This window comes from Pseudomonas sp. FP603 (genome assembly GCF_030687415.1).
Lineage (GTDB): Bacteria > Pseudomonadota > Gammaproteobacteria > Pseudomonadales > Pseudomonadaceae > Aquipseudomonas > Aquipseudomonas wuhanensis.
In genome coordinates this window covers 6,218,046-6,240,431 of the sequence record NZ_CP117431.1, presented here as the reverse complement: position 1 = coordinate 6,240,431, position 22,386 = coordinate 6,218,046, and the positions used below count along the sequence as shown (strand labels likewise).

The 22,386-nt window shown below is 60.8% G+C and carries 22 protein-coding genes and 1 pseudogene; 9 read left to right on the top strand and 14 right to left on the bottom strand.

Annotated elements, in window-relative coordinates; all coding sequences use genetic code 11:
* Nucleotides 1–42: 42 nt before the first annotated feature.
* Nucleotides 43–2,119: pseudogene (locus PSH65_RS28840) on the top strand (AsmA family protein).
* A gap of 170 nt (nt 2,120–2,289) precedes the next feature.
* On the opposite strand, the gene PSH65_RS28835 reads toward PSH65_RS28840, so the two are convergent.
* On the bottom strand, nt 2,290–3,234 hold the full coding sequence (locus tag PSH65_RS28835) for a LysR substrate-binding domain-containing protein (protein ID WP_305423852.1): 945 nt from the start codon (nt 3,232–3,234) through the stop codon (nt 2,290–2,292).
* Between the two features lie 122 nt (nt 3,235–3,356).
* On the opposite strand from PSH65_RS28835, the gene PSH65_RS28830 reads away from it, so the two are divergent.
* From PSH65_RS28830 to PSH65_RS28820, 3 genes are all read left to right on the top strand, one after another.
* The gene (locus PSH65_RS28830; RefSeq protein WP_305423850.1) at nt 3,357–3,995 is read left to right on the top strand and encodes an FMN-dependent NADH-azoreductase; all 639 of its coding nucleotides are present in this window, start codon (nt 3,357–3,359) and stop codon (nt 3,993–3,995) included.
* Nucleotides 3,996–4,301, top strand: a complete 306-nt coding sequence (locus tag PSH65_RS28825; protein ID WP_007903452.1) for a multidrug efflux SMR transporter — start codon at nt 3,996–3,998, stop codon at nt 4,299–4,301. It abuts the gene before it with no gap.
* Nucleotides 4,302–4,407: 106 nt separating this feature from the next.
* Nucleotides 4,408–5,298 carry a triacylglycerol lipase gene (locus tag PSH65_RS28820; protein ID WP_048396159.1) on the top strand — a complete coding sequence of 297 codons (891 nt, stop codon included), beginning with the start codon at nt 4,408–4,410 and terminating at the stop codon, nt 5,296–5,298.
* 172 nt (nt 5,299–5,470) lie between these two features.
* Here the strand turns inward: PSH65_RS28820 and PSH65_RS28815 are convergent, their stop codons facing one another.
* Nucleotides 5,471–6,358 (bottom strand): DMT family transporter, encoded by an 888-nt coding sequence (locus PSH65_RS28815; RefSeq protein ID WP_305423847.1) that lies wholly within the window; start codon nt 6,356–6,358, stop codon nt 5,471–5,473.
* A 97-nt stretch (nt 6,359–6,455) separates the two neighbouring features.
* Here PSH65_RS28815 and PSH65_RS28810 point away from each other — a divergent pair, with 97 nt between their 5' ends.
* The 3 genes from PSH65_RS28810 (at nt 6,456) to PSH65_RS28800 (ending at nt 8,863) form a co-directional block, all read left to right on the top strand.
* Nucleotides 6,456–7,244: a helix-turn-helix transcriptional regulator gene (locus PSH65_RS28810; protein WP_305423846.1), complete on the top strand. Its 789-nt coding sequence runs from the start codon at nt 6,456–6,458 to the stop codon at nt 7,242–7,244.
* Between the two features lie 72 nt (nt 7,245–7,316).
* Nucleotides 7,317–7,622, top strand: a complete 306-nt coding sequence (locus PSH65_RS28805; protein ID WP_305423845.1) for a PsiF family protein — start codon at nt 7,317–7,319, stop codon at nt 7,620–7,622.
* Between the two features lie 227 nt (nt 7,623–7,849).
* A complete protein-coding gene (locus PSH65_RS28800; RefSeq protein WP_063341719.1) occupies nt 7,850–8,863 on the top strand; it encodes an AI-2E family transporter in 1,014 nt (337 codons plus the stop codon).
* Nucleotides 8,864–8,977: 114 nt separating this feature from the next.
* On the opposite strand, the gene PSH65_RS28795 is transcribed toward PSH65_RS28800, so the two are convergent.
* Nucleotides 8,978–10,252 carry an Hsp70 family protein gene (locus PSH65_RS28795; protein ID WP_305423842.1) on the bottom strand — a complete coding sequence of 425 codons (1,275 nt, stop codon included), beginning with the start codon at nt 10,250–10,252 and terminating at the stop codon, nt 8,978–8,980.
* Between the two features lie 296 nt (nt 10,253–10,548).
* Between PSH65_RS28795 and PSH65_RS28790 the strand changes: the two genes are divergently transcribed.
* Complete coding sequence (locus PSH65_RS28790; RefSeq protein WP_305423841.1) at nt 10,549–11,493, top strand: DnaJ C-terminal domain-containing protein; 945 nt, start codon at nt 10,549–10,551, stop codon at nt 11,491–11,493.
* 24 nt (nt 11,494–11,517) lie between these two features.
* Complete coding sequence (locus PSH65_RS28785; protein WP_305423839.1) at nt 11,518–11,823, top strand: chaperone modulator CbpM; 306 nt, start codon at nt 11,518–11,520, stop codon at nt 11,821–11,823.
* A 137-nt stretch (nt 11,824–11,960) separates the two neighbouring features.
* On the opposite strand, the gene PSH65_RS28780 is transcribed toward PSH65_RS28785, so the two are convergent.
* The 11 genes from PSH65_RS28780 to urtB all read right to left on the bottom strand — a co-directional run bounded on the left by PSH65_RS28780 (nt 11,961) and on the right by urtB (nt 22,237).
* The gene (locus PSH65_RS28780) at nt 11,961–13,088 is read right to left on the bottom strand and encodes a sensor histidine kinase KdpD (protein ID WP_305423837.1); all 1,128 of its coding nucleotides are present in this window, start codon (nt 13,086–13,088) and stop codon (nt 11,961–11,963) included.
* A 288-nt stretch (nt 13,089–13,376) separates the two neighbouring features.
* Complete coding sequence (ureC, locus tag PSH65_RS28775) at nt 13,377–15,077, bottom strand: urease subunit alpha (RefSeq protein ID WP_305423835.1); 1,701 nt, start codon at nt 15,075–15,077, stop codon at nt 13,377–13,379.
* A 139-nt stretch (nt 15,078–15,216) separates the two neighbouring features.
* Nucleotides 15,217–15,522, bottom strand: coding sequence for an urease subunit beta (locus tag PSH65_RS28770; protein ID WP_305423833.1), 306 nt, complete (start codon nt 15,520–15,522; stop codon nt 15,217–15,219).
* Nucleotides 15,522–16,055: a GNAT family N-acetyltransferase gene (locus PSH65_RS28765; protein ID WP_305423832.1), complete on the bottom strand. Its 534-nt coding sequence runs from the start codon at nt 16,053–16,055 to the stop codon at nt 15,522–15,524. The genes PSH65_RS28770 and PSH65_RS28765 overlap by 1 nt, the downstream gene beginning before the upstream one ends.
* Nucleotides 16,056–16,061: 6 nt before the next feature.
* Nucleotides 16,062–16,595 carry a GNAT family N-acetyltransferase gene (locus tag PSH65_RS28760; protein ID WP_305423830.1) on the bottom strand — a complete coding sequence of 178 codons (534 nt, stop codon included), beginning with the start codon at nt 16,593–16,595 and terminating at the stop codon, nt 16,062–16,064.
* Nucleotides 16,596–16,604: 9 nt separating this feature from the next.
* Entirely contained in the window at nt 16,605–16,907 is a 303-nt protein-coding gene (gene ureA / locus PSH65_RS28755) for an urease subunit gamma (RefSeq protein ID WP_305423828.1), read from the bottom strand.
* A gap of 156 nt (nt 16,908–17,063) precedes the next feature.
* Nucleotides 17,064–17,903 (bottom strand): urease accessory protein UreD, encoded by an 840-nt coding sequence (locus tag PSH65_RS28750; RefSeq protein ID WP_305423827.1) that lies wholly within the window; start codon nt 17,901–17,903, stop codon nt 17,064–17,066.
* A 30-nt stretch (nt 17,904–17,933) separates the two neighbouring features.
* Nucleotides 17,934–18,632, bottom strand: coding sequence for an urea ABC transporter ATP-binding subunit UrtE (gene urtE, locus PSH65_RS28745; protein ID WP_007907370.1), 699 nt, complete (start codon nt 18,630–18,632; stop codon nt 17,934–17,936).
* Nucleotides 18,633–18,772: 140 nt separating this feature from the next.
* Entirely contained in the window at nt 18,773–19,645 is an 873-nt protein-coding gene (gene urtD / locus PSH65_RS28740) for an urea ABC transporter ATP-binding protein UrtD (RefSeq protein WP_305423825.1), read from the bottom strand.
* A 10-nt stretch (nt 19,646–19,655) separates the two neighbouring features.
* Nucleotides 19,656–20,735: an urea ABC transporter permease subunit UrtC gene (gene urtC / locus PSH65_RS28735; RefSeq protein WP_305423822.1), complete on the bottom strand. Its 1,080-nt coding sequence runs from the start codon at nt 20,733–20,735 to the stop codon at nt 19,656–19,658.
* Nucleotides 20,735–22,237, bottom strand: coding sequence for an urea ABC transporter permease subunit UrtB (gene urtB / locus PSH65_RS28730; protein ID WP_305423820.1), 1,503 nt, complete (start codon nt 22,235–22,237; stop codon nt 20,735–20,737). The genes urtC and urtB overlap by 1 nt, the downstream gene beginning before the upstream one ends.
* Nucleotides 22,238–22,386 lie beyond the last annotated feature (149 nt).

The following is a 22,386-nucleotide window of genomic DNA, read 5'->3' as shown; positions in this document are numbered from 1 at the left end:
GTCGCTGTCGGGGCGCTCAGTCGTATTCAGGAGCCCTGTGCAATGACGCGCACTCGTAAAATTCTTGCCTGGACCTTCGCCAGCCTCGTTGTCCTGCTGGCCGTCCTGGTGCTGGTCATCGCGTTCTTCGATTGGAACCGGATCAAACCGCCCCTGAACGCCAAAGTGTCCGAAGAGCTGCATCGTCCATTCGCCATCAATGGCAACCTTGCGGTGATCTGGCGGCGCGAGCCTGATGAGGGCGGCTGGCGGGCCTGGGTGCCGTGGCCGCATGTGGTGGCCGAGGATTTGAGCCTGGGCAACCCGGACTGGTCGAAGCAACCGCAAATGGCCGCCCTCAAACGCGTGGAACTGCGTATTTCGCCGCTGGCCTTGCTGGCGCAGCGGGTAGTGATCCCGCGCATCGACCTGACCGAACCCAATGCCGACCTGCAGCGTCTGGCCGACGGTCGCGCCAACTGGACGTTCAAGTTCGATCCCAAAGATCCCGACGCCGAGCCTTCGAACTGGGCGCTGGACATCGGTGCCATCGGCTTCGACAAGGGCCACGTCATGCTCGACGACCAGAAGCTGAAGACTCAGCTTGATCTGCTCATTGATCCGTTGGGCAAACCGATTCCGTTCAGCGACATTGTGGGCGACAAAGCGGCAAAAAAAGCGCTTGAAAAGGGTGGCTCGCCACAGGATTACGCCTTCGCATTGAAGGTCAAAGGCCAATACCACGGTCAGAATCTCGCGGGTCAGGGCAAGACCGGCGGCTTACTGGCTTTACAGGACGCCACCAAGCCGTTTCCGCTTCAGGCGCAAATGAAGATCGCCGACACCAGTGTGGAGCTGGCCGGCACGCTCACCGATCCATTGAACCTCGGCGCCCTGGATTTGCGCCTGAAACTGGCCGGTGCCAGCCTGGGTAATCTTTATCCGCTGATCGGCGTGACGCTGCCGGATACCCCGCCTTACGCCACTGACGGGCACTTGATTGCCAAGCTGCAAGAGCCGGGCGGGGCGGTGTACCGTTATGAGGCGTTCAACGGCACCATCGGCCAGAGTGACATCCATGGCAACCTGACCTACGTGGCGAGCCAGCCGAGGCCCAAACTCAGTGGGGCACTGGAGTCCAATCAACTGCTGTTTACCGACCTGGCCCCATTGATCGGTGCCGATTCCAACGCCAAGCAAGAGGCCCGTGGCGGTGAAAGCAAGCAGCCGGCGGACAAGCTGCTGCCGGTCGAGGCGTTCAGGACTGAACGTTGGCGCGACATGGACGCTGATGTGGAATTCACCGGCAAACGCATCGTCCACAGCGCAAAACTGCCGTTCAACGATCTCTACACCCCATGTGGTACTGACTGATGGCGTGCTCAGCCTCGAGCCCCTGCGTTTCGGCGTGGCTGGCGGTAATCTGGATGCGCAGATTCGTCTGAACGGGCGCGCCGAGCCTTTGGAGGGCCGGGCCAAACTGACGGCGCGCAAGTTCAAGCTCAAACAGTTGTTCCCCACCCTGGAGCGGATGAAAACCAGTTTTGGTGAGCTTAATGGCGACGCCGATCTTGTCGGTCGTGGCAACTCGGTGGCCAAACTGCTGGGCACTGCCGACGGCAATTTGAAAATGCTGATCAATGACGGTGCTATCAGTCGCGAGTTGATGGAGCTGGCGGGGCTCAACGTCGGCAACTATGTCGTGGGCAAGATCTTTGGCGACAAGGAAGTGAAGATCAACTGCGCGGCGGCCGATTTCGAGATCAAGGCCGGTCTGGCGACCACGCGGCTGTTCGTCTTCGATACCGAGAACGCGATCGTCTACGTCGACGGCACGGCAAACATGGCGACCGAGCAACTGGACCTGACCATCTCCCCGGAATCGAAGGGCTGGCGTTTGATTTCGCTGCGTTCGCCGCTGTATGTGCGGGGCAAGTTCATCAAGCCGGATGCGGGTGTGAAACCGGTGCCGTTGATGCTGCGCGGGGCGGGGATGGTTGCACTGGGTGTGATTGCCGCGCCGGCGGCGGGCTTGCTGGCGCTGATAGCGCCCAGTGGTGGTGAGCCAAATCAGTGTGCGCCGTTGCTGGAACAGATGAAGGCTGGGAAGGCGCCGGTGACGGTCAAGCCTACCAAGTAACTTTCGGCGTCTGTGAAGACGCCATCGCGGGCCAGCCACGCTCCCACAGGTTTTGCGTCGTGCCCATTGTCGGCATGCGACACAAAACCTGTGGGAGCGTGGCTTGCCCGCGAAGGCGGTCCAATAGCCGCTACAGATCTTTCAGAATATCGGCCATGTCATCGATGCTTCTACAATGGAATGCGTTCTGCCATATGAACTGCCGCAGGCTGCGATCTTGGCAATAGACCAGACAACCGGGCTTCTTCCTGCAACCACGCAAAAAACGCCCGCACCGGCGGATGCCGTTCACGGCCCGGTACGCACAGCGCGCTGTATCCGGCCCCGTCGACCTGAATGTCCCCCCGATAAGGCAGTAGCAAGCCGCTGGCCACACTTTCCGACACCAGAATATTGCTCGCCAGCACCAGGCCTTGCCCGGCGATGGCGGCTTGCAGGGCGTAATGCTCTTCGTCGTATTCACGCACCGCTGGTTGTTCGGTCAGCCAGGTTTCGCCGGATCGTACACACCAGGCCTCCCAGCCGTGGGCATACAGCTTGGAGTTGTGCCAGCGCACACTGATCAGGGTCGGTACCCGACTGGACGCCAACGCCACTTGTTCAGGCGAGCCATAGACCCCGAAGGACTCGTCGAACAGGCACAAACCATAAAGGTTCGGGTAATCGTCGAGGCTGTAACGCACCACCAGATCGACGCTGGCGTCCTGATGCAGGTCGATGACTTCGCAGTGAGTGTCCAGCCGCACGCTGATAGTCGGATGCCGGGCATAAAATCGCCCCAGCCGCGGCACCAGCCAGAGGGCGGCGAAGGCGGCCGTGGTGGAGATCGTCAGGTTCGTGCCGCTGCGTTGCGGGCGCAAGGTATCGACGCTTTGCGCCACTTCGAGCAGGGCGCCGTGCAGACTGCGGAACAGCCGTTCGCCGCACTCGGTGAGGCGCACTTGGCGTGGCAGTCGTTCGAACAGCGGCACGCCGAGCCAGTTCTCCAGGGAGCGGATCTGGTGGGAGACCGCCGTCGGCGTCACAGAGAGTTCTTCGGCGGCGGCCTTGAAACTCAACAAGCGCGAGGCGGATTCGAAGGCGCGCAGGGCAGTCAGCGGCAGCGAGGCAAACATTTAAAACTCCATGGATGAAATAGATTCATCCAGATTGATTTTTTCTCATTTGAAGGGGCGTGGCAGCCGGCTTCAAGCTGCAAGCCACAAGCAGTTTGAGTTTAGTCTTCAAGGAGATTCAGATGAACAGAATTCTTGCCATCCACGCCAGCCCCCGTGGCGACCGTTCTCATTCGCGGCGTTTGGCCGAGGTGTTTCTTTCGGCCTGGCAGCTTCGTAACCCGCAGTCGCAACTGACCCGCCGTGAGGTCGGCCGGGCGTTGATTCCGCCCGTCAACGAAGCGTTTGTGGCGGCCGCTTTTCATCCGGAACCTGAAGCGCGGCCGCTGTCGATGCAGGCCGATCTGGCATTCAGCGATGAACTGGTGGGGGAGTTGCTCGGCCATGATCTGTTGGTGATTTCCACACCGATGTACAACTTCAGCGTGCCCAGCGGCCTCAAGGCCTGGATCGACCAGATCGTGCGGCTCGGGCTGACGTTCAATCACACTCTGGATAACGGCGTCGCTCAGTACGAACCGCTGCTGCGGGGCAAGAAGGCGTTGATCGTCACCAGTCGCGGCGGATTTGGCTTCGGCCCCGGCGGTGAACTTGAAGCGATGAACCATGCCGATCCATTGCTGCGCACTGCCTTGGGGTTTATCGGCATCACCGACGTCACGGTCGTGGCTGCCGAGGGCGAAGAATCCGCCGAGCGCACCTTCCAGGTTTCCGTGGCCGAGGCCGAGCAGCGTTTGCTGGCGCTGGCCAGGGAGTTCTAGATGGCCTGGTTGTTCTTGCTGATCGCCGCCGGGTTCGAGGTCACCTTCGCCATGGGCATGAAGTACGCCGAAGGCTTCACCCGGCTCTGGCCTTCGGTGATAACGGTGGTAGCGGCCGTGGGTGGGATTTATTTCCTGACCCTGGCCATGCGCGAGTTGCCGGTGAGCATTGCCTACCCGATCTGGACCGCCATCGGTTCGCTTGGCACAGTGTTTCTCGGTTTTGCGCTGCTCGGCGAAAGCCTGACTGCGCTCAAACTGGTGTCGGTGGGGCTGATTGTGGCGGGCGTGGTGGGGTTGAAGTAGGGGATGTCATAGACTGGTCGTTGAGTTGTCATCTTGGGTGGCGATGCTTGGCTGATGCCTTGCATCCGATCTTGCTTCATCTCACCGATCACAAGGATGTTCATCCATGTCGCAAGGTTCCGCCACGCGTTACCCCTTGGTGCTGGTCCCGGGAATGCTCGGGTTTATACGGCTGCTGCTGTATCCCTATTGGTACGGAATCATTTCGGCGCTGCGCCGGGATGGGGCGACCGTGATTGCGGTGCAGGTCTCGCCGCTCAACTCCACCGAGGTACGCGGCGAGCAATTGCTGGCACGGATCGAGGAGATTCTGCGCGAAACCGGGGCCGAAAAGGTCAACCTGATCGGCCACAGCCAAGGCTCGTTGACCGCCCGTTACGCGGCGGCAAAACGCCCGGACCAGGTGGCTTCGGTGACGTCGGTGGCCGGGCCGAATCACGGCTCGGAGCTGGCGGACCATCTGCACACCCATTATCCGGCTGACAGCGCCAAGGGCCGGCTGCTGAGCTTTTTACTGTGGCTGATCAGCGCGTTGATGTGCCTGCTGGAAACCGGCTATCGCGGGCCGAGACTGCCGGTGGATATCCCGGCTTCGCACCAGTCCCTGACCACGGCGGGCGTGGCGCTGTTCAATCAGCGTTATCCCCAAGGCCTGCCTGACACCTGGGGCGGGCATGGCCCGGAAGTGGTCAATGGCGTGCGTTATTACTCCTGGTCCGGAACCTTGCAGCCGGGCAAGACCGATCGCGGCTGCAACCTGTTCGACGGGACCAATCGCAGTTGCCGGTTGTTTGCCAGGACCTTCGTGCGCGAGGCGGGGCATTGCGACGGGATGGTCGGGCGTTACAGCTCGCATTTGGGGACGGTGATTGGCGATGAATACCCGATGGATCACTTCGATATCGTCAACCAATCGTTGGGGCTGGTGGGCAAGGGCGCAGAGCCGGTGCGGTTGTTTGTCGAACATGCGGCGCGGTTGAAAGCGGCCGGTGTGTGATCGGCAGTGAGACCGCGTTATCGTTCTTCGCGGGCAAGCCACGCTCCCACAGGTTTGGCGTCGCGCCCATTGCCAGCGTCCGACACAAAACCTTCCACAGGTTTGGCGCCGTGCTCATTGCCGGCCCGACACAAAACCTGTGGGAGCGTGGCTTGCCCGCGAAGGCGTCCGGTCAGGCAGCGCTGATCTTACGGCTCAGCACGGTGGTCCAGCGTTCCGACAAAATCACCCCACCCAACGTCAACACCCCACCCACCAGGTGATACAGCGCCAACTGCTCATGCAGCACCAACGCCGCAATCAGCGCCGTAATCAACGGCAGCAAATTGAAAAACAGCGTGGTTCGGCTCGGCCCCAGGCGCACCACGGCCTGCATCCACGCCAGCGGCGCAAGCATCGAGGCCAGCAGGCAGGCGTAGAGCACCAGCGGAATGTTCTGCAGGGTCGGGCCGATTTTCGGTGAGGCGAGGAACAGCGGAAACAGCACCACCACCGCGACCAACACCTGCAAATACAACAACACCAGTGGTGGCAAACGCAGCTGCCATTTTTTCAACAGGGTGCTGTAAATCGCATACGCCAGCGTGGCGATCAGCATCATCGCGTCACCCAGGTTCACCCCGTGTTCCAGCAATGCGCCAAGGCTGCCAGACGACACCACCACCAAGACCCCCGCAAACGACAACACCGCGCCGGCCAGTGCCCCGGCGGTCAGGCGTTGGCCGAGGCTGACAATCGCCATGGCCAGCGACATCAGCGGCATCAGCGACAAGATGATCCCCATGTTGGTGGCCGAAGTCAGCGTTGCAGCGAAGTAAGCCAGGCTCTGATAAACCGCCATGCCGAGCACGCCGAGGATGAAAATCCTGCCCAGGTTCGGGCGGATCAACGGCCAGTGGACGATCACCGGTTTAAGCATGAACGGGGTGAACAGCAGCGCGGCCAGCAGCCAGCGGTAGAAGCCGATTTCGGCGGGGAAGATCGCGCCCACCGCGAGTTTGTTGATCACGGTGTTGCCGGCCCAAATGAAAATGGCCAGCAGGGGATAAGCGTATTGCATCGGGAAAAACCAGAACGTTAATGAAGGGTGATTATCCGCTTGTCTGAATCAATGCCTATACTGCGATCCAGACAACCTGCCTCTGATTCCAGACAGCATGAACAGCAAACACATCGACCTGCTGGATTTCAGCGAGTTGCCGGCCCCGGTCTATTTCCGTTATGCCGACTTCAACACCCATGAATACGCCTCGGCCCACCATCATCCTTGGGGGACCCTCGAGTATTCGGCCAATGGCGTCCTGCACATGGAAATCGGCAGCCGCCGCTTCATGTCGCCGCCGCAATACGCGGTGTGGGTGCCGCCCGGGACCGAGCACAGTTTCTATAGCAATCAGCCGATCAACTATCGCGCGGTCTGCCTCGCGCCGACGCTGTGTCGTGATCTGCCGCAACAGGCCTGCACCCTGGCGATCAGCGATATTCTCAAGGCGATCCTCAAGGACTTCGCCGCCCGCGATGTGAAAATTCCCGAGCACGATGCAGACAAGCGTCTGGCTCAAGTGCTGGTGGACCAACTGCAACAGGCGCCGATGCATGAGTGTTACTTGCCCTACGCCAGCAGCCCCGGGCTGCTCGCAATCCTTGAAGCCTTGCAGACCGAGCCTGGGGATAATCGGCCATTGGCGCACTGGGCCACGCAAATTCACGTCAGCGAACGCACGTTGGCCCGGCAGTTTGTCCGCGAGTTGGGCATGAGCTTCGGGGAGTGGCGGCAACGGTTGCGGTTTCTGGCGGCGATCGAAGCGCTCGATAGCCAGCGCAGCATTCAGGAAATCGCCTTCGACATGGGGTACAGCACCGGCTCGGCGTTTATCGCGATGTTTCAGCGTCAGGCCGGGTGCACGCCTGAGCAATATCGACGCAGCCACCTCGATAGCAGGTGAACGTGTAACAGGCTTTGTCTACACTCCGAAACAAGGCCGCATCCATCGGTGCGGTAACAAGGAGAACACTCCATGAAGATGTTGCGTGCCCCGTTGTTGATGGTCGGTTTGCTGCTCTGCTCCCAGGGTTTCGCCGCCACTGCCCAACAGAACAAAATGACCACCTGCAATGCTGACGCTACCGCAAAAAGCCTCAAGGGCGACGAACGCAAAGCCTTCATGAGCACCTGCCTCAAAGCCGCGCCGGCCGCCGATGCCGCCAAGCCCATGACTCCTCAACAAGAAAAGATGAAAACCTGCAACGCCGACGCCACGACCCAGGCGCTCAAGGGCGATGCGCGCAAAACCTTCATGAGCGAATGCCTGAAGAAAAAATAAGCAGCGCTGTCGGATCGGGAAGCTTTGTGGCGGTTGTGCTGGCCCTTTCGCGAGCAAGCCCCACATTTATTCTCTGGCGTGCGCAGATAGTGCGTTCACAATAGATCCAGTGTGGGAGCGGGCTTGCTTGCGAAGGGGCCAGTAAGGCCGACCGACACAATTCCTAGTGCTCGCCCCGGAACGCTGGCAGACTGCCAATCCTTTTACGTCGTTCGTTTTGAGGCTGTATGTCAGCGTTTTCTCAACGTCAGGTCTTGTTGCTCATCAGCTGGGTCATCATTTTTGGTGGTTTGCTGCTGGTGCTCCCTCTGCGATTGCTGCCCAGCCTGCTGGCCGGGTTGTTGGTGTTCGAACTGGTCAACATGCTCACGCCGCAATTGCAGCGGCTGATCGAAGGCCGCCGTGCGCGCTGGCTGGCGGTGGCGTTGCTGGGGACATTGGTGGTCAGCGTGCTGGCGCTGATCTTTGCCGGTGCGATCAGTTTTCTGCTGCACGAGGCGGAAAACCCTGGCGCTTCTCTCGATAAATTCATGGTCGTGGTCGACCGCGCGCGCGGGCAGTTGCCGCCGTTCATCGACGCCTATTTGCCGGCCAGTGCCGCCGAGTTTCGCGTGGCTATCGGCCAGTGGATGAGCAAGCATCTCAGCGATTTGCAACTGGTGGGCAAGGACGCGGCGCACATGTTCGTGACGCTGCTGATCGGCATGGTGCTGGGGGCGATCATCGCCTTGCAGCGAGCGCCGGATGTGACCAAACGCAAACCCTTGGCCGCGGCGCTGTTCGACCGTTTGCACCTGTTGGTTCAGGCGTTTCGCAACATCGTTTTCGCCCAGATCAAGATTTCCCTGCTCAACACTTTCTTCACCGGGATTTTCCTCGCGGTGGTCCTGCCGATGTTCGGGATCAAGCTGCCGCTGACCAAAACCCTGATCGTGCTGACCTTCCTGCTCGGCCTGCTGCCGGTGATCGGCAACCTGATCTCGAACACCTTGATCACCATCGTCGGCCTGTCGCTGTCGATCTGGGTGGCGGTGGCGGCGCTGGGTTACCTGATTGTTATCCACAAGCTCGAATATTTCCTCAACGCACGCATTGTCGGCGGGCAGATCAGTGCCAAGTCGTGGGAGTTGCTGCTGGCAATGCTGGTGTTCGAAGCCGCGTTCGGCCTGCCGGGGGTGGTGGCGGGGCCGATTTACTACGCGTATCTGAAGAGTGAGTTGAAGCAGGTGGGGATGGTTTGATCCGGGTGATGTAGTGTCTGGACTGGCCCCATCGCGGGCAAGCCCGCTCCCACAAGGACAGCGCATGACCTGTGGGAGCGGGCTTGCCCGCGATGGGGGCGCCTCGGTTTCAGATCAGGCGAGGGTGCCGTAGCGCTTCATCGCCTCGATCGCCAACCCGCTACCGATGCTGCCGAAGATGTTGCCTTCCACATGCTGCGCATTCGGCAACATCGCCGAGACGCTGTTGCGCAGCGCCGGGATTCCGCTCGAACCGCCAGTGAAGAACACCGTGTCCACCTGATCGACCCGCACGTTGGCGTCGTTCAGCAACTGGGTCACGCTGTTGCGCACCCGCTCCAGCAGGTTGTCGATGGCCGATTCGAACAGTGCCCGGCTCAGTTCCACGCTCAAACCCGGTTCGATCCGATCCAGCGGCACATGGCGGCTGTCGGCGTGGGTCAGCTGGATCTTGGTTTCTTCCACTTCCATGGCCAGCCAATGCCCGGCGCGCTGGTCGATCAGCTTGAACAGGCGATCGATGCCGCCGGTGTCCTCGATGTCGTAACGCATACTGCCCAGGGCCAGAGTCGACTTCTGCGAGTACACCGAGTTGATGGTGTGCCAGGTCGCCAGGTTCATGTGGTGGCTGGTCGGCATGTAGGCGCCGCTCTTCATCCGGCTGCCGTAGCCGAACAGCGGCATCAGGCCTTGCAGGCTCAGCTGCTTGTCGAAATCGGTCCCGCCGATGTGCACGCCACCGGTGGCGAGAATATCGTCGTGACGGTTGTCGTGGTTGCGGCGTTCAGGGGACAGGCGCACCAGCGAGAAGTCCGATGTACCACCGCCGATGTCGACAATCAGTACCAGCTCTTCTTTTTCGATGGTCGACTCATAGTCGAACGCCGCCGCAATCGGTTCGTACTGGAACGAGACGTCCTTGAAGCCGATGGCACGGGCTACATCCACCAGAGTGTTTTCCGCTTCCTGGTCGGCCATTTCATCGTCATCGACGAAAAACACCGGACGGCCCAGCACCACTTCCTCGAATTCCCGACCGGCGGCGGCTTCGGCGCGCTTCTTCAACTGGCCGATGAACAGCCCGAGCAGGTCCTTGAACGGCATCGCCGTGCCCAGGACGCTGGTGTCGTGCTTGATCAGCTTGGAACCCAGCAGGCTCTTGAGCGAGCGCATCAGTCGGCCTTCGTAACCTTCCAGGTACTCGTGCAGCGCCAGCCGGCCGTACACCGGGCGGCGTTCTTCCATATTGAAGAAGACCACCGAGGGCAGGGTGATCTTGTCGTCCTCCAGCGCGATCAGCGTTTCCATGCCGGGGCGCAGCCAGCCGACGGTGGAGTTGGACGTGCCGAAGTCGATACCACAGGCACGGGCTGGAGATGCGTTTTTCATGTCTTTCAAGTTCCGGTTAAAAAACGGCCGCGCAGTGTATGTCAGTGCGGCGCAGATTCGAAGGCCGACTATCTGTTAAATCACATTGGTCTGCGCTTGAAAGATGCGTCATCACCCCCAAACTTCCCTGCATAGGTTTGGCAATCCTTGGGCGACAGCAAGAACTGCGCCTGGCTGCCGATAAACTACTGATGCGCTGCCCGGTCACAAAATTGAGATTGATCAATCAAGACGCTGTAAACCAGAGCATGCTGTACCAAGTGGCGCGATTTCGATAATGGATGGTGATTCCCTCGATGGACTTCAAAGACTATTACAAGATTCTCGGTGTGGAGCCGACCGCGGACGATAAGGCGATCAAGGCCGCCTATCGAAAGCTGGCGCGCAAATACCACCCCGACGTCAGCAAGGAAAAGGACGCCGAGGCCAAATTCAAGGACGCGTCGGAAGCCTATGAAGCGCTGAAAAGCGCCGACAAGCGCGCCGAATATGACGACTTGCGCAAATACGGCCACCACGGCCAGCCCTTCCAGGGCCCGCCGGGCTGGCAAAGTCGCGGTGGTTTCGGTGGTGGCGGTCAGGACACGGGCGACTTTTCGGACTTCTTCAGTTCGATCTTCGGCAACCGTGGGCCTGGTTTTGGAGGTGGACAGTCGCATCGCAGCACCGGGCGCCGAGGGCAAGACGTGGAAATGGAATTACCGGTTTTTCTGGAAGAAACCCTCTCGACCGAATCGAAGAAAGTCAGCTTCCAGGTGCCGCATTACAACGCTGCGGGCCAGCATGTCAGCAACACCAGCAAAAGCCTGAACGTGAAGATCCCCGCCGGCGTGACCGACGGCGAGCGCATCCGCCTCAAGGGCCAAGGCGCTCCGGGCATCGGTGGCGGGGCCAATGGCGACCTGTACCTGACCATCCGTTTTGCGCCGCACCCCAAATTCGACGTCGAAGGCGAGAACCTGATCATCACCTTGCCACTGGCACCGTGGGAGCTGGCGCTGGGGACCGAAGTCGCAGTGCCAACCCTGACCGGCAAGATCAACCTCAAGGTTCCGGCCGGCAGCCAGAACGGCCAGCGCATGCGCGCCAAGGGCCACGGCCTGCTGCACAAGTCCGGTCACCGTGGCTACTTGTTCGTGCAGCTGAAGGCAGTGATGCCGAAAAAACTCGACCATGACGTCAAGGCGTTGTGGGAGGAGTTGGCGAAAAAAGCCGCTTTTAATCCGCGAGAGAATTTTTGATTTTGAGATAAGGAGGAGCCAATCATGAGCGACCCCGTGATCGTTCTATTGGACCTGGCAGAATTCTGTGAGGCGACCGAGTTGTCGGACGTGCATGTGATCGAGATCGTCGAACACGGCATCCTCGAACCACAGGGAACAGAGCCCAAGGATTGGCGTTTCACCGACTATGAACTGGTATTGGCCAAGCGCGCCGCCAAGCTGCGGCGCGACCTGGAGCTGGAATGGGAAGGCGTCGCGCTGGCGCTGGACCTGCTTGAAGAAGTCCGGCAACTGCGGGCCGAGAACCGCATGCTCAAGCAGCGGTTGGGGCGGTTGGTGGTCGAGTAAGTCGTTCTGATGTTTTTGTGTTGCCCTTGAGGACGCTTTCGCGATGCAAGCCCGCTCCCACAGGGGATTTGCGGCGCACACAAATCAAATGTGGGAGCGGGCTTGCTCGCGAGGAACGATAACGCGGTCTCCCGCCGTCAGACCTTTCTGGGCAACACAACGGTAAACAACGTGCCATCGGTCTCATTGGAGCTGACTTCGATGGTCCCTTTATGGGCATCAACCACTTCCTTGACGATGAACAGTCCCAGACCGAGGCTGGTGGACGATGCACCGAGCTCTTCGTCGGCACTGCGTACCAACGGATCGAAGATGGTGGGGATCGCCTCGGGTGGAATCGGCGCACCGTCGTTGTGCACAGTGAGCCTGACGCCGTCCGCTTCACCCCTGAGGGTCAGTTTGACCGCGCTGTTGTTCGAACCGTGTTGCAAGGCATTGCCGATCAGGTTCTGCAGCATCTGATCGAGCCTTCGGCCATCCCACACACCTTGGGTATCGCCTTCGACGCTCAATGTCGGATCGCATTGCGGATGAGCGGCACAGGCCTGCGCAATCGCTTCACGCGCCGCATCGGCCAGATCCATGGGCGCCGGTTCGATCGGCAGGCTCTTGCCCAAGCGACTGCGGACCAGCTCCAGCAAATCTCCGACCATCACCGCCATGTGGCGGGTGCCACGCTTGATGTGGTGCGCACAGGTCAATGCGTCACCCTCAAGGTTGGTTTTACGCATCAGTATTTCGGTGGACATGCTCACCGCTTGCAGCGGTGCGCGCAGGTCATGGCCGAGGATTGCCAAAAAGATGTCCCGGGAATGATTGACCTGCTCGGCATAGGCCGCCGTCGATTCGGCCAGGGCTTCGTCAATGGCTTCGTTGAAACGGATCATGTCCTGGAAACAGGCCATGTCGGGGGCTTCGAGGCTGTCGACCCATAGGCGAATCACGCAGGCTCGCAAATGGCGAAACTCGCTGGTCATCTGCACCAGGTCGAAGCCCACGGTATGCCGCAGCTCGCCATGGCTGGCGCCGGCTTCGTCCAGGCTCGAGGCCTTTTCCGGGCCTTCACCCTTGGACTTGGCTTGCTGTTCGCTGTCGGACTGCGGCTTTTCCATATCCCGCGCGGCGGCCAGCAGGATCGCTTTTGCATGATCGCGCAGGGCCACGCTGTCCATGTGCTCGGCGGCGGGGGTAATGGTTTTGGCGAATTGCTCCCATTCATCGACGATACGGTCTGCGTTCTGGACGATGAAATCACTGAGCCGCATAGATGATTACCTTAGGGGCAAGGGGGACAGGAGTCGCATCTTATCCTCTTCTGCTCGATAGCGAGTACTCGAGCAGATGCACGGAAGCCGTGAGTATTTTTGGCGAGGGGATTATCCAAATGCCAGCCGGTCAAGTCGCGGCACCTGTGGGAGCGGGCTTGCCCGCGATAGCGGTGTATCAGGCACAGGGATATTGAATGTGCCGCCGTCATCGCGGGCAAGCCCGCTCCCACAGGGTTTTCGCTTGACTGACTGGCATTGGCGAAAGCCCCATAGCCATTGGAAAATCTAGAACAGGAAGTAGCGTTGCGCCATCGGCAATACATCCGCCGGTTCACACCACAGCAACATACCGTCGGCCTTGACCTGATAGGTTTGCGGATCGACATCGATATGCGGCAGGTAATCGTTGTGGATCAAATCGGTTTTTTGCACGTCGCGACAACCTTTGACCACGGCGATTTGCTTCTTCAGGCCCAAGGCTTCGGGCAAACCGGCCTCCTGCGCTGCCTGGCTGATAAACGTCAGGCTGGTGGCGTGCAGCGAGCCGCCGTAGCTGGCGAACATCGGGCGATAGTGCACAGGTTGCGGGGTCGGGATCGAAGCGTTGGCGTCGCCCATCAGGCTGGCCGCGATGGCACCGCCTTTTAGAATCAACGTCGGTTTGACGCCGAAAAACGCCGGGCGCCAGAGCACCAGATCGGCCCATTTACCCACTTCCACCGAGCCCACTTCATGGCTGATGCCGTGGGTGATCGCCGGGTTGATCGTGTACTTGGCGATGTAGCGTTTCGCTCGGAAGTTGTCGTTGCCTTCACCGTCCTGAGGCAGCGGGCCACGCTGTTTTTTCATTTTGTCGGCGGTCTGCCAGGTGCGCGTGATGACTTCGCCAACCCGGCCCATGGCCTGGCTGTCGGAGCTGATCATCGAGAAGGCACCGAGGTCGTGGAGGATGTCTTCGGCGGCGATGGTTTCGCGGCGGATGCGGCTTTCGGCGAAGGCCACGTCTTCGGCAATGCTCGGGTCCAGGTGGTGGCAGACCATCAGCATGTCGAGGTGTTCGTCGATGGTGTTGCGGGTGAATGGCCGGGTCGGGTTGGTCGAACTTGGCAGCACGTTGGCGAAACCGCAGGCCTTGATGATGTCCGGGGCATGACCGCCGCCCGCGCCTTCGGTGTGGTAGGTGTGGATGGTGCGGCCCTTGAAGGCGGCGAGGGTGGTTTCGACGAAGCCCGACTCGTTGAGGGTGTCGGTATGGATCGCCACCTGCACGTCATACTGATCGGCCACGCTCAGGCAATTATCGATGCTGGCCGGGGTGGTGCCCCAGTCTTCGTGCAACTTGAGGCCGATGGCGCCGGCCTTGACCTGTTCGATCAACGGTTCCGGCAGGCTGGCGTTGCCCTTGCCGGTGAAGCCGATGTTCATCGGGAAGGCATCGGCGGCCTGGAGCATGCGCGCCAGGTGCCACGGCCCTGAAGTGCAAGTCGTTGCGTTGGTGCCGGTGGCCGGTCCCGTGCCGCCGCCGATCATGGTGGTGACGCCGCTCATCAGCGCTTCTTCGATCTGCTGCGGGCAGATGAAGTGGATATGGGTGTCAATGCCGCCGGCGGTGAGGATCATGCCTTCACCGGCGATCACTTCGGTGCTGGCGCCGACCGCGATGGTGACGTTGGGCTGGATGTCCGGGTTGCCGGCCTTGCCGATGGCGGCGATGCGCCCGTCCTTGAGGCCGACGTCGGCCTTGACGATGCCCCAGTGGTCGATGATCAAGGCGTTGGTGATCAGGGTGTCGACCACTTCCGCGGCGAGTAACTGGCTCTGGCCCTGGCCATCGCGAATGACTTTGCCGCCGCCGAATTTCACCTCTTCGCCGTAGGTGGTGAAGTCCTGTTCCACTTCGATCCACAGTTCGGTGTCGGCCAGACGGACCTTGTCACCGACGGTGGGGCCGAACATGTCGGCGTAGGCTTGTCTTGAGATTTTCATGCGCTTGCCTTGGGATTCAATTGGGTTTGAAATCGTTCGCTGCGCTCACTATCGCGGGCAAGCCCGCTCCCACAGGAGAATGCGATCAACTGTGGGAGCGGGCTTGCCCGCGATGAGGTCAGAACAAACGCCATAAAACTTAAAGATCCCCCATGACCCGCCCGGCAAACCCGAACACCCGGCGATGCCCGGCCAGGTCCACCAGCTCGACCTCGCGGCTCTGCCCCGGCTCGAAGCGCACGGCGGTGCCGGCGGGGATGTTCAGGCGCATGCCGCGGCTGGCGGCGCGGTCGAAGGTCAGGGCGTCGTTGGTTTCGAAAAAGTGATAATGCGAGCCGACCTGGATTGGCCGGTCGCCGCTGTTGGCCACCTTCAGGCTGAGGGTGCGGCGGCCGACGTTGAGTTCGATGTCGCCGGGCTGGATCTGGTATTCACCGGGAATCATCACTGGGCTCCTTGGAGAATCTTGTAGTAAAGGGCAGTCGGTTTGTAGCGGCCGTTCGGGTCGCAGGCGTAGTCGGGGATTTCGCCGGCGCGGGTGTAACCCAGCGCCTTGTAGAAGTCTTCGGCGGGGGAGCCGGCCTCGGTGTCGAGGTAGAGCATGCCGCGCTTGTGCTGGCGAGCGGCGAGCTCAAGGGCATTCATCAGCTGTTGGCCCAGGCCGCGACGACGGGCGTGTTCACGCACCAGCAGTTTCTGCACTTCGGCGCGATTGAGCCCATTGGCTTTCTGGCACAACGTCAGTTGCACGCTGGCCTGTACCTGTTCGTCCTTGACCACCACCCACAGCAGCACGTTGCCTTTGTTCAGGTTCTCCTGGACGTCATCGAAATAGGCTCGGGCCTGCGTCGCATCCAGATCCGCCATGAAGCCGACGCTGGCGCCATAGCCGACGGCGTCGAGCAGCAGATCAATCAGTCCCTGACGATAGTGCGCAAAGCTTTCAACATTGACGCGGCGCAGTTGGGCGGCGTTCATGGGGTATCACTCCTTGTGGGAACCGGGTGGCATTGCGCCGGGGTCGAGGATCAGTTGCATGAAGGTCAGGTCCAGCCAGCGGCCGAACTTGGTACCCACCTGCGGCATTTGGCCGGTGATGACAAAACCGGCCCGGTCGTGCAGCCGGATCGAGGCGCCGTTACTGCTTTCGATGGCGGCGATCATCACGTGTTTGTTGCAGCCTTTGGCGCGTTCGATCAGCGCGTCCATCAGTTGCGGCCCAAGGCCGTTGCCCCGCTGGTCGTTGCGCACGTACACCGAGTGCTCGACCGTGTGGCGGTACCCGTCGAACGGCCGCCAGTCACCGAATGAAGCGTAGCCGAGTACGCTGTCGTCACCGTCGACGATCACCAGCACCGGATAACCCTGGGCTTGCCGGGCGCTGAACCAGGCCTGGCGGTTGTCCAGGTCCACGGTCTTATCGTTCCAGATCGCCGTGGTGTTGAGTACGGCGTCGTTGTAGATGTCGCGGATCGCCGGCAGGTCGGCAAGCAGCGCATCGCGGATGTGGTAAGTCATGGCGCGGCCTCAGGCGATCGGTTGGTGAACGGTGACCAGTTTGGTGCCGTCGGGAAACGTCGCCTCGACCTGGATCTCCGGGATCATTTCCGGGATGCCGTCCATCACTTGTTCGCGGCTGAGCAGGGTGGTGCCGTAATGCATCAGCTCGGCCACGGTCTGGCCGTCACGCGCGCCTTCGAGCAGCGCCGCGGAAATGTAGGCCATGGCCTCCGGGTAATTGAGTTTTACGCCACGAGCCAAACGCCGTTCGGCCACGAGACCGGCGGTGAAGATCAGCAGCTTGTCTTTTTCGCGTGGGGTCAGGTCCATCGTAGAAATCCATCCGGGCAGATAAAAAAGAGTTGGATCTGCTTGCACAGATCCCCTGTGGGAGCGGGCTTGCCCGCGATGGGGCCATCACATCCAATAGAGATGTTGGCTGTAAGACCGCCATCGCGGGCAAGCCCGCTCCCACAGAAAAGCATTTCAGGTGTTCCATATTCTTGGGGGGATAGCTTCTCGGCCAAGCAACACAGGCCGGAGCAAGCGCCACAAATCAATCAGCCAACCCCGTGCCAACAGCGCTTCACTGGCCAGGCACCGGGCGACCAAAAGCCCTGGCAACTGCGTCAGATCTCCGCGCACGTCATTGGCCAGCGAGCGGCACTTCTCCAGCAATTCGCTATCAATTTCACCCGTCACCAGCAACGTCGCAAACACCGGTTGGCCATCCAGCCCGATCGGCGAATCCAGCAAACCATCGTTCCCGACAATGCGCTGGCGTTCGTGCCAGAGCAACTGCCCGTCGCGGCGGATATCCAGGTGCGCCTGAAAGTGCCCGAGGTCAAAGCGCTCGCCACTGGCCGGGCGACCCAGCGCGACCACGTCCCAGTAGAACAGTCGCGCATCGCCCTCAAGGTCGATGCTGGTGTTGAGTTCCGCCTGAGCGTCGCTGAAGATAATCGTCTCTTGCGGCAGCCACTCCAACGTAGCACCGGCGGCCACGCGCAGGTCGAGTTTCTGATAAGCCGGCCCCGCCGCGCGATACCACTTGGCGGCGCCGGGGCTGGTGATTTGCGCCCAGGCGTGCGTGCCGACGCTGGCCGAGATGTCCAGCCGATCACCCCCGGCAATCCCCCCCGGCGGGTGGACGATGATGTGCTGACACACCTCGGGGCCTTCGGCATACAAGTGTTTCTGCACCCGCAGCGGGCCTTGGTGACGGCGCTGCACCGGGCGTGTGCTCTCGCCGAAACGGGCGTAGCCGAGTTCCAGCTCGGCATGCCAGCTGGGGGTGAACAGCGTGATGGGGGCAGGTAAATTCATGATTTCTGATTATCGTCAGGAGGCTGCAGGTTAGATCGTAACCAGTCCACGGACGCCTTCGGCTTCCATATTTTCGCCGCGACCTTGTTGCACGATCTCGCCCCGGGACATCACCAGGTACTGATCGGCCAGTTCGGCGGCGAAATCGTAAAACTGCTCCACCAGCAAAATCGCCATGTCGCCGCGCGCTGCAAGCTGCTTGATCACCGCGCCGATTTCCTTGATCACCGACGGCTGGATGCCTTCGGTGGGCTCGTCGAGAATCAGCAAACGTGGACGACTGGCCAGCGCTCTACCAATCGCCAGCTGCTGTTGCTGACCACCGGACAAGTCACCGCCACGCCGTTGCTTCATTTGCAGTAGCACCGGGAACAGCTCGTAAATGAACGCCGGGACTTCCTTGGCTTCGGAGCCGGGAAACCGCGACAGGCCCATCAGCAGGTTTTCTTCCACGGTCAGTCGACCAAAGATTTCCCGGCCCTGAGGCACGTAAGCGATGCCGGCATGCACCCGTTGGTGCGGCTTGAACGTGGTGATCGGTTTACCTTCCCAGTTCACCGCGCCTTCCTTGGCCGGCAACAAACCCATCAGGCATTTGAGCAAGGTGGTCTTGCCCACGCCATTGCGTCCGAGCAGGCAGGTGACTTCGCCGACCTTCACCTCAAACGTCAGGCCCCGCAGGATATGGCTACCGCCGTAGTACTGGTGCAGCTTGTCGACTTGCAGCATGTTCAAAATTCCTTCTGTTCCACACAGAACCCTGTGGGAGCGGGCTTGCCTGCGATGGCGGTGTGTCATTCAACAAAGATGTTGGATATGCAGGCCTCATCGCGGGCAAGCCCGCTCCCACAGGTTTTGCATTTGCAGGTCTAGCGACCGAGGTACACCTCGATCACCCGCTCATTGTCCTGCACCTGTTCCAGCGACCCTTCGGCCAGCACGCTGCCTTGGTGCAATACAGTGACGTGGTCGGCGATCGAGCCGACGAAGCCCATGTCGTGTTCCACCACCATCAGTGAATGCTGGCCGGCCAGGCGCTTGAACAGCTCGGCGGTGAATTCGGTTTCGGCGTCGGTCATGCCCGCCACCGGCTCGTCGAGCAGCAGCAGCTGCGGGTCTTGCATCAGCAACATGCCGATTTCCAGAAACTGCTTCTGACCGTGGGACAACAAACCCGCCGGGCGATTGACCGAGGCGGTCAGGCGAATGGTTTCCAGCACTTCGCTGATGCGATCTTCCTGCTCGCCACTGAGACGAGCCCGCAGACTGGCCCATACCGACTTGTCGGTCTTCTGCGCCAGCTCCAGGTTTTCGAACACGCTCAAGGCTTCGAACACCGTCGGCTTCTGGAACTTGCGACCGATGCCGGCCTGGGCAATCTGCACTTCGCTCATTTGCGTCAGATCGAGGGTTTCGCCGAACCAGGCCTTGCCGTGACTGGGGCGAGTCTTACCGGTGATCACGTCCATCAGCGTGGTCTTGCCCGCGCCGTTGGGGCCGATGATGCAGCGCAATTCGCCGACGCCGATGTACAAGTTCAGATCGTTGAGCGCCTTGAAGCCATCGAAGCTGACGCTGATGTCTTCCAGGGTCAGGATGGTGCCGTGTCGGGTGTTCAGACCTTTGCCGGCGCTCTGGCCGAGGCCGATGGCATCGCGGCTGCTGCCGGCGTCCCGGTTGGGCTCCAGGGGCGGAAAAAAGGCCGGTTCGAGCATGAATTCAGCCGTTGCAGTGGTTCTCATTTTACGAGCCTCATTGTTCACCCCTTTTCTTCAGCAACCCGATCACGCCTTTGGGCAGGTACAACGTCACGACGATGAACAGCGCGCCGAGGAAGAACAGCCAGTACTCCGGGAATGCCACGGTGAACCAGCTCTTCATCCCGTTGACCACGCCAGCGCCGAGCAGCGGACCGATCAGCGTGCCGCGCCCTCCGAGAGCCACCCAAACAGCGGCCTCAATAGAGTTAGTTGGCGACATTTCACTCGGGTTGATAATCCCGACTTGCGGCACATACAACGCGCCGGCCAAGCCACACAACACCGCGCTCAACACCCAGACAAACAACTTGAAACCGCGTGGATCGTAGCCGCAAAACATCAAGCGGTTTTCCGCATCCCGCAGGGCGGTCAGCACCCGGCCGAACTTGCTTTTCGCCAGGCGCCAGCCGATGAACAGACTCGCTACCAGCAACAGCACCGTGGCGAAAAACAGCACCGCGCGAGTCCCTGGTTCCGTGATGCCGAAGCCGAGAATGGTGCGGAAGTTGGTGAAGCCGTTATTGCCGCCAAACCCGGTTTCGTTGCGGAAAAACAGCAGCATTCCGGCGAAGGTCAGGGCCTGGGTCATGATCGAGAAATACACGCCCTTGATCCGCGAACGGAAGGCGAAGAAACCGAATACCAGCGCCAGCAATCCCGGCGCCAACACCACCAGGCACATGGCCCAAAGGAAGCTGCTGGTGCCAGTCCAGTACCACGGCAATTCGGTCCACGACAGGAAGGTCATGAACGCCGGCAAACCGTCACCCGAGGCCTGGCGCATCAGGTACATGCCCATCGCGTAACCGCCGAGGGCGAAGAACAGACCGTGACCCAGCGACAGCAAGCCGGCGTAACCCCAGACCAGATCAAGGGCCAGGGCGACGATGGCGTAGCAAAGGATTTTGCCCACCAGGGTTAGCGTATAGGCTGAAACATGAAACGCACTGTCCGGCGACAACAACGACAACAATGGCAGCGCCAGCAGTAAAACAAGGATCACCGCGCCAACGGCAATCGTGACTTTGGGGCCGGCCTTCTGGCTGGCTGTGAGCATCAGAGGCTGGTTCATCAGTCGATCACCCGTCCTTTCAGTGCGAAGAGGCCTTGCGGACGTTTCTGGATGAACAGAATGATCAGCGCGAGGATCAGGATTTTGCCCAGCACCGCACCGATCTGCGGTTCGAGAATTTTGTTGGCGATGCCGAGCCCGAAGGCGGCGAGCACGCTACCGGCCAATTGACCGACACCGCCGAGTACCACCACCAGGAACGAGTCGATGATGTAGCTCTGGCCGAGGTCCGGGCCGACGTTGCCGATCTGGCTGAGGGCTACACCGCCGAGGCCGGCAATGCCCGAGCCGAGGCCGAAGGCGAGCATGTCGACGCGCCCGGTCGGTACGCCGCAGCAGGCGGCCATGTTGCGGTTCTGGGTGACGGCGCGCACGTTCAAACCCAGGCGCGTCTTGTTCAGCAGCAGCCAGGTCAGCACCACGACAAACAAGGCAAACGCGATGATCACGATGCGGTTGTACGGCAGCACCAGATTGGGCAACACCTGAATCCCGCCCGACAACCACGCCGGGTTGGCCACTTCGACGTTTTGCGCACCGAACACCAGCCGTACCAACTGGATCAGCATCAGGCTGATGCCCCAGGTGGCGAGCAGGGTTTCCAGCGGTCGGCCGTAGAGGTGACGAATCACCGTGCGCTCCAGCGCCATGCCGATCCCGGCGGTAACGAAAAACGCCACCGGCAAAGCAATCAGCGGGTAGAACTCGATGGCTTGTGGCGCGAAGCGCTGGAACATCAGCTGCACCACATACGTCGAGTAAGCGCCGAGCATCAACATCTCGCCGTGGGCCATGTTGATCACGCCGAGCAGGCCGAAGGTGATCGCCAGCCCCAACGCCGCGAGTAGCAGAATCGAACCGAGGGACATACCACTGAACGCCTGCCCGAGCATCTCGCCGATCAGCAGTTTGCGTTTGACCTGGGCCAGGCTGGTTTCGGCGGCGGTGCGCACGCTGGCATCGGCTTCGACACCGGGTTCGAGCAACCCTTCGAGGCGAGTGCGGGCCAGTGGGTCGCCGGTTTCACCGAGCAGACGCACCGCAGCGAGGCGCACGGTCGGATCGGTGTCGACCAGTTGCAGATTGGCCAGCGCCAGGCTCAGGGCGGCGTGAACGGTTTCGTCTTTTTCGCCAGCCAGTTGCTGGTCGAGGAATTTCAGCTGCGCGGGTTTGGCGCTTTTCTGTAATTGCTGCGCGGCGGCCAGACGGGTTTTGGCGTCGGCGGCGAGCAATTGGTGGCTGGCCAACGCGGTGTCGATCAGGCCCCGCAGGCGATTGTTCAGGCGCAGGGTTTTCGGCTGTCCGTCGACGCTCAACTCACCTTGTTGCAGGGCGTTGATCAGTTCGATACGGGCCGGATCGGGCTGCGCGGCCCAGGTTTCCAGAAGCTTGGCTTGCTGCACGGGATTGGCCGCGACGAAGTCTTCGGCGTCGCCGGCGTGGGTGGCCATCGGCAGCAAAAGTGCGATGGCGAAAATGAGGCGGTAAAGGGCAGTGGGCATAGAAAGTCGCCTTGCGCGGACATTGTGGGAGCTGGCTTGCCTGCGATGCAGACGACTCGGTGCGTCTGATGCACCGAGGTGATGCCATCGCAGGCAAGCCAGCTCCCACAGGGATTTGTGTCGAGCCTGAATGAAGTGCCCAGGCCCGA

What these genes read in the sequence shown, in the direction of transcription:
- PSH65_RS28835 (WP_305423852.1), bottom strand. Translation starts at nt 3,234, where the DNA reads ATGTTTGCCTCGCTGCCGCTGACTGCCCTGCGCGCCTTCGAATCCGCC.
- PSH65_RS28830 (WP_305423850.1), top strand. Translation starts at nt 3,357, where the DNA reads ATGAACAGAATTCTTGCCATCCACGCCAGCCCCCGTGGCGACCGTTCT.
- PSH65_RS28825 (WP_007903452.1), top strand. Translation starts at nt 3,996, where the DNA reads ATGGCCTGGTTGTTCTTGCTGATCGCCGCCGGGTTCGAGGTCACCTTC.
- PSH65_RS28820 (WP_048396159.1), top strand. Translation starts at nt 4,408, where the DNA reads ATGTCGCAAGGTTCCGCCACGCGTTACCCCTTGGTGCTGGTCCCGGGA.
- PSH65_RS28815 (WP_305423847.1), bottom strand. Translation starts at nt 6,358, where the DNA reads ATGCAATACGCTTATCCCCTGCTGGCCATTTTCATTTGGGCCGGCAAC.
- PSH65_RS28810 (WP_305423846.1), top strand. Translation starts at nt 6,456, where the DNA reads ATGAACAGCAAACACATCGACCTGCTGGATTTCAGCGAGTTGCCGGCC.
- PSH65_RS28805 (WP_305423845.1), top strand. Translation starts at nt 7,317, where the DNA reads ATGAAGATGTTGCGTGCCCCGTTGTTGATGGTCGGTTTGCTGCTCTGC.
- PSH65_RS28800 (WP_063341719.1), top strand. Translation starts at nt 7,850, where the DNA reads ATGTCAGCGTTTTCTCAACGTCAGGTCTTGTTGCTCATCAGCTGGGTC.
- PSH65_RS28795 (WP_305423842.1), bottom strand. Translation starts at nt 10,252, where the DNA reads ATGAAAAACGCATCTCCAGCCCGTGCCTGTGGTATCGACTTCGGCACG.
- PSH65_RS28790 (WP_305423841.1), top strand. Translation starts at nt 10,549, where the DNA reads ATGGACTTCAAAGACTATTACAAGATTCTCGGTGTGGAGCCGACCGCG.
- PSH65_RS28785 (WP_305423839.1), top strand. Translation starts at nt 11,518, where the DNA reads ATGAGCGACCCCGTGATCGTTCTATTGGACCTGGCAGAATTCTGTGAG.
- PSH65_RS28780 (WP_305423837.1), bottom strand. Translation starts at nt 13,088, where the DNA reads ATGCGGCTCAGTGATTTCATCGTCCAGAACGCAGACCGTATCGTCGAT.
- ureC (WP_305423835.1), bottom strand. Translation starts at nt 15,077, where the DNA reads ATGAAAATCTCAAGACAAGCCTACGCCGACATGTTCGGCCCCACCGTC.
- PSH65_RS28770 (WP_305423833.1), bottom strand. Translation starts at nt 15,522, where the DNA reads ATGATTCCCGGTGAATACCAGATCCAGCCCGGCGACATCGAACTCAAC.
- PSH65_RS28765 (WP_305423832.1), bottom strand. Translation starts at nt 16,055, where the DNA reads ATGAACGCCGCCCAACTGCGCCGCGTCAATGTTGAAAGCTTTGCGCAC.
- PSH65_RS28760 (WP_305423830.1), bottom strand. Translation starts at nt 16,595, where the DNA reads ATGACTTACCACATCCGCGATGCGCTGCTTGCCGACCTGCCGGCGATC.
- ureA (WP_305423828.1), bottom strand. Translation starts at nt 16,907, where the DNA reads ATGGACCTGACCCCACGCGAAAAAGACAAGCTGCTGATCTTCACCGCC.
- PSH65_RS28750 (WP_305423827.1), bottom strand. Translation starts at nt 17,903, where the DNA reads ATGAATTTACCTGCCCCCATCACGCTGTTCACCCCCAGCTGGCATGCC.
- urtE (WP_007907370.1), bottom strand. Translation starts at nt 18,632, where the DNA reads ATGCTGCAAGTCGACAAGCTGCACCAGTACTACGGCGGTAGCCATATC.
- urtD (WP_305423825.1), bottom strand. Translation starts at nt 19,645, where the DNA reads ATGAGAACCACTGCAACGGCTGAATTCATGCTCGAACCGGCCTTTTTT.
- urtC (WP_305423822.1), bottom strand. Translation starts at nt 20,735, where the DNA reads ATGAACCAGCCTCTGATGCTCACAGCCAGCCAGAAGGCCGGCCCCAAA.
- urtB (WP_305423820.1), bottom strand. Translation starts at nt 22,237, where the DNA reads ATGCCCACTGCCCTTTACCGCCTCATTTTCGCCATCGCACTTTTGCTG.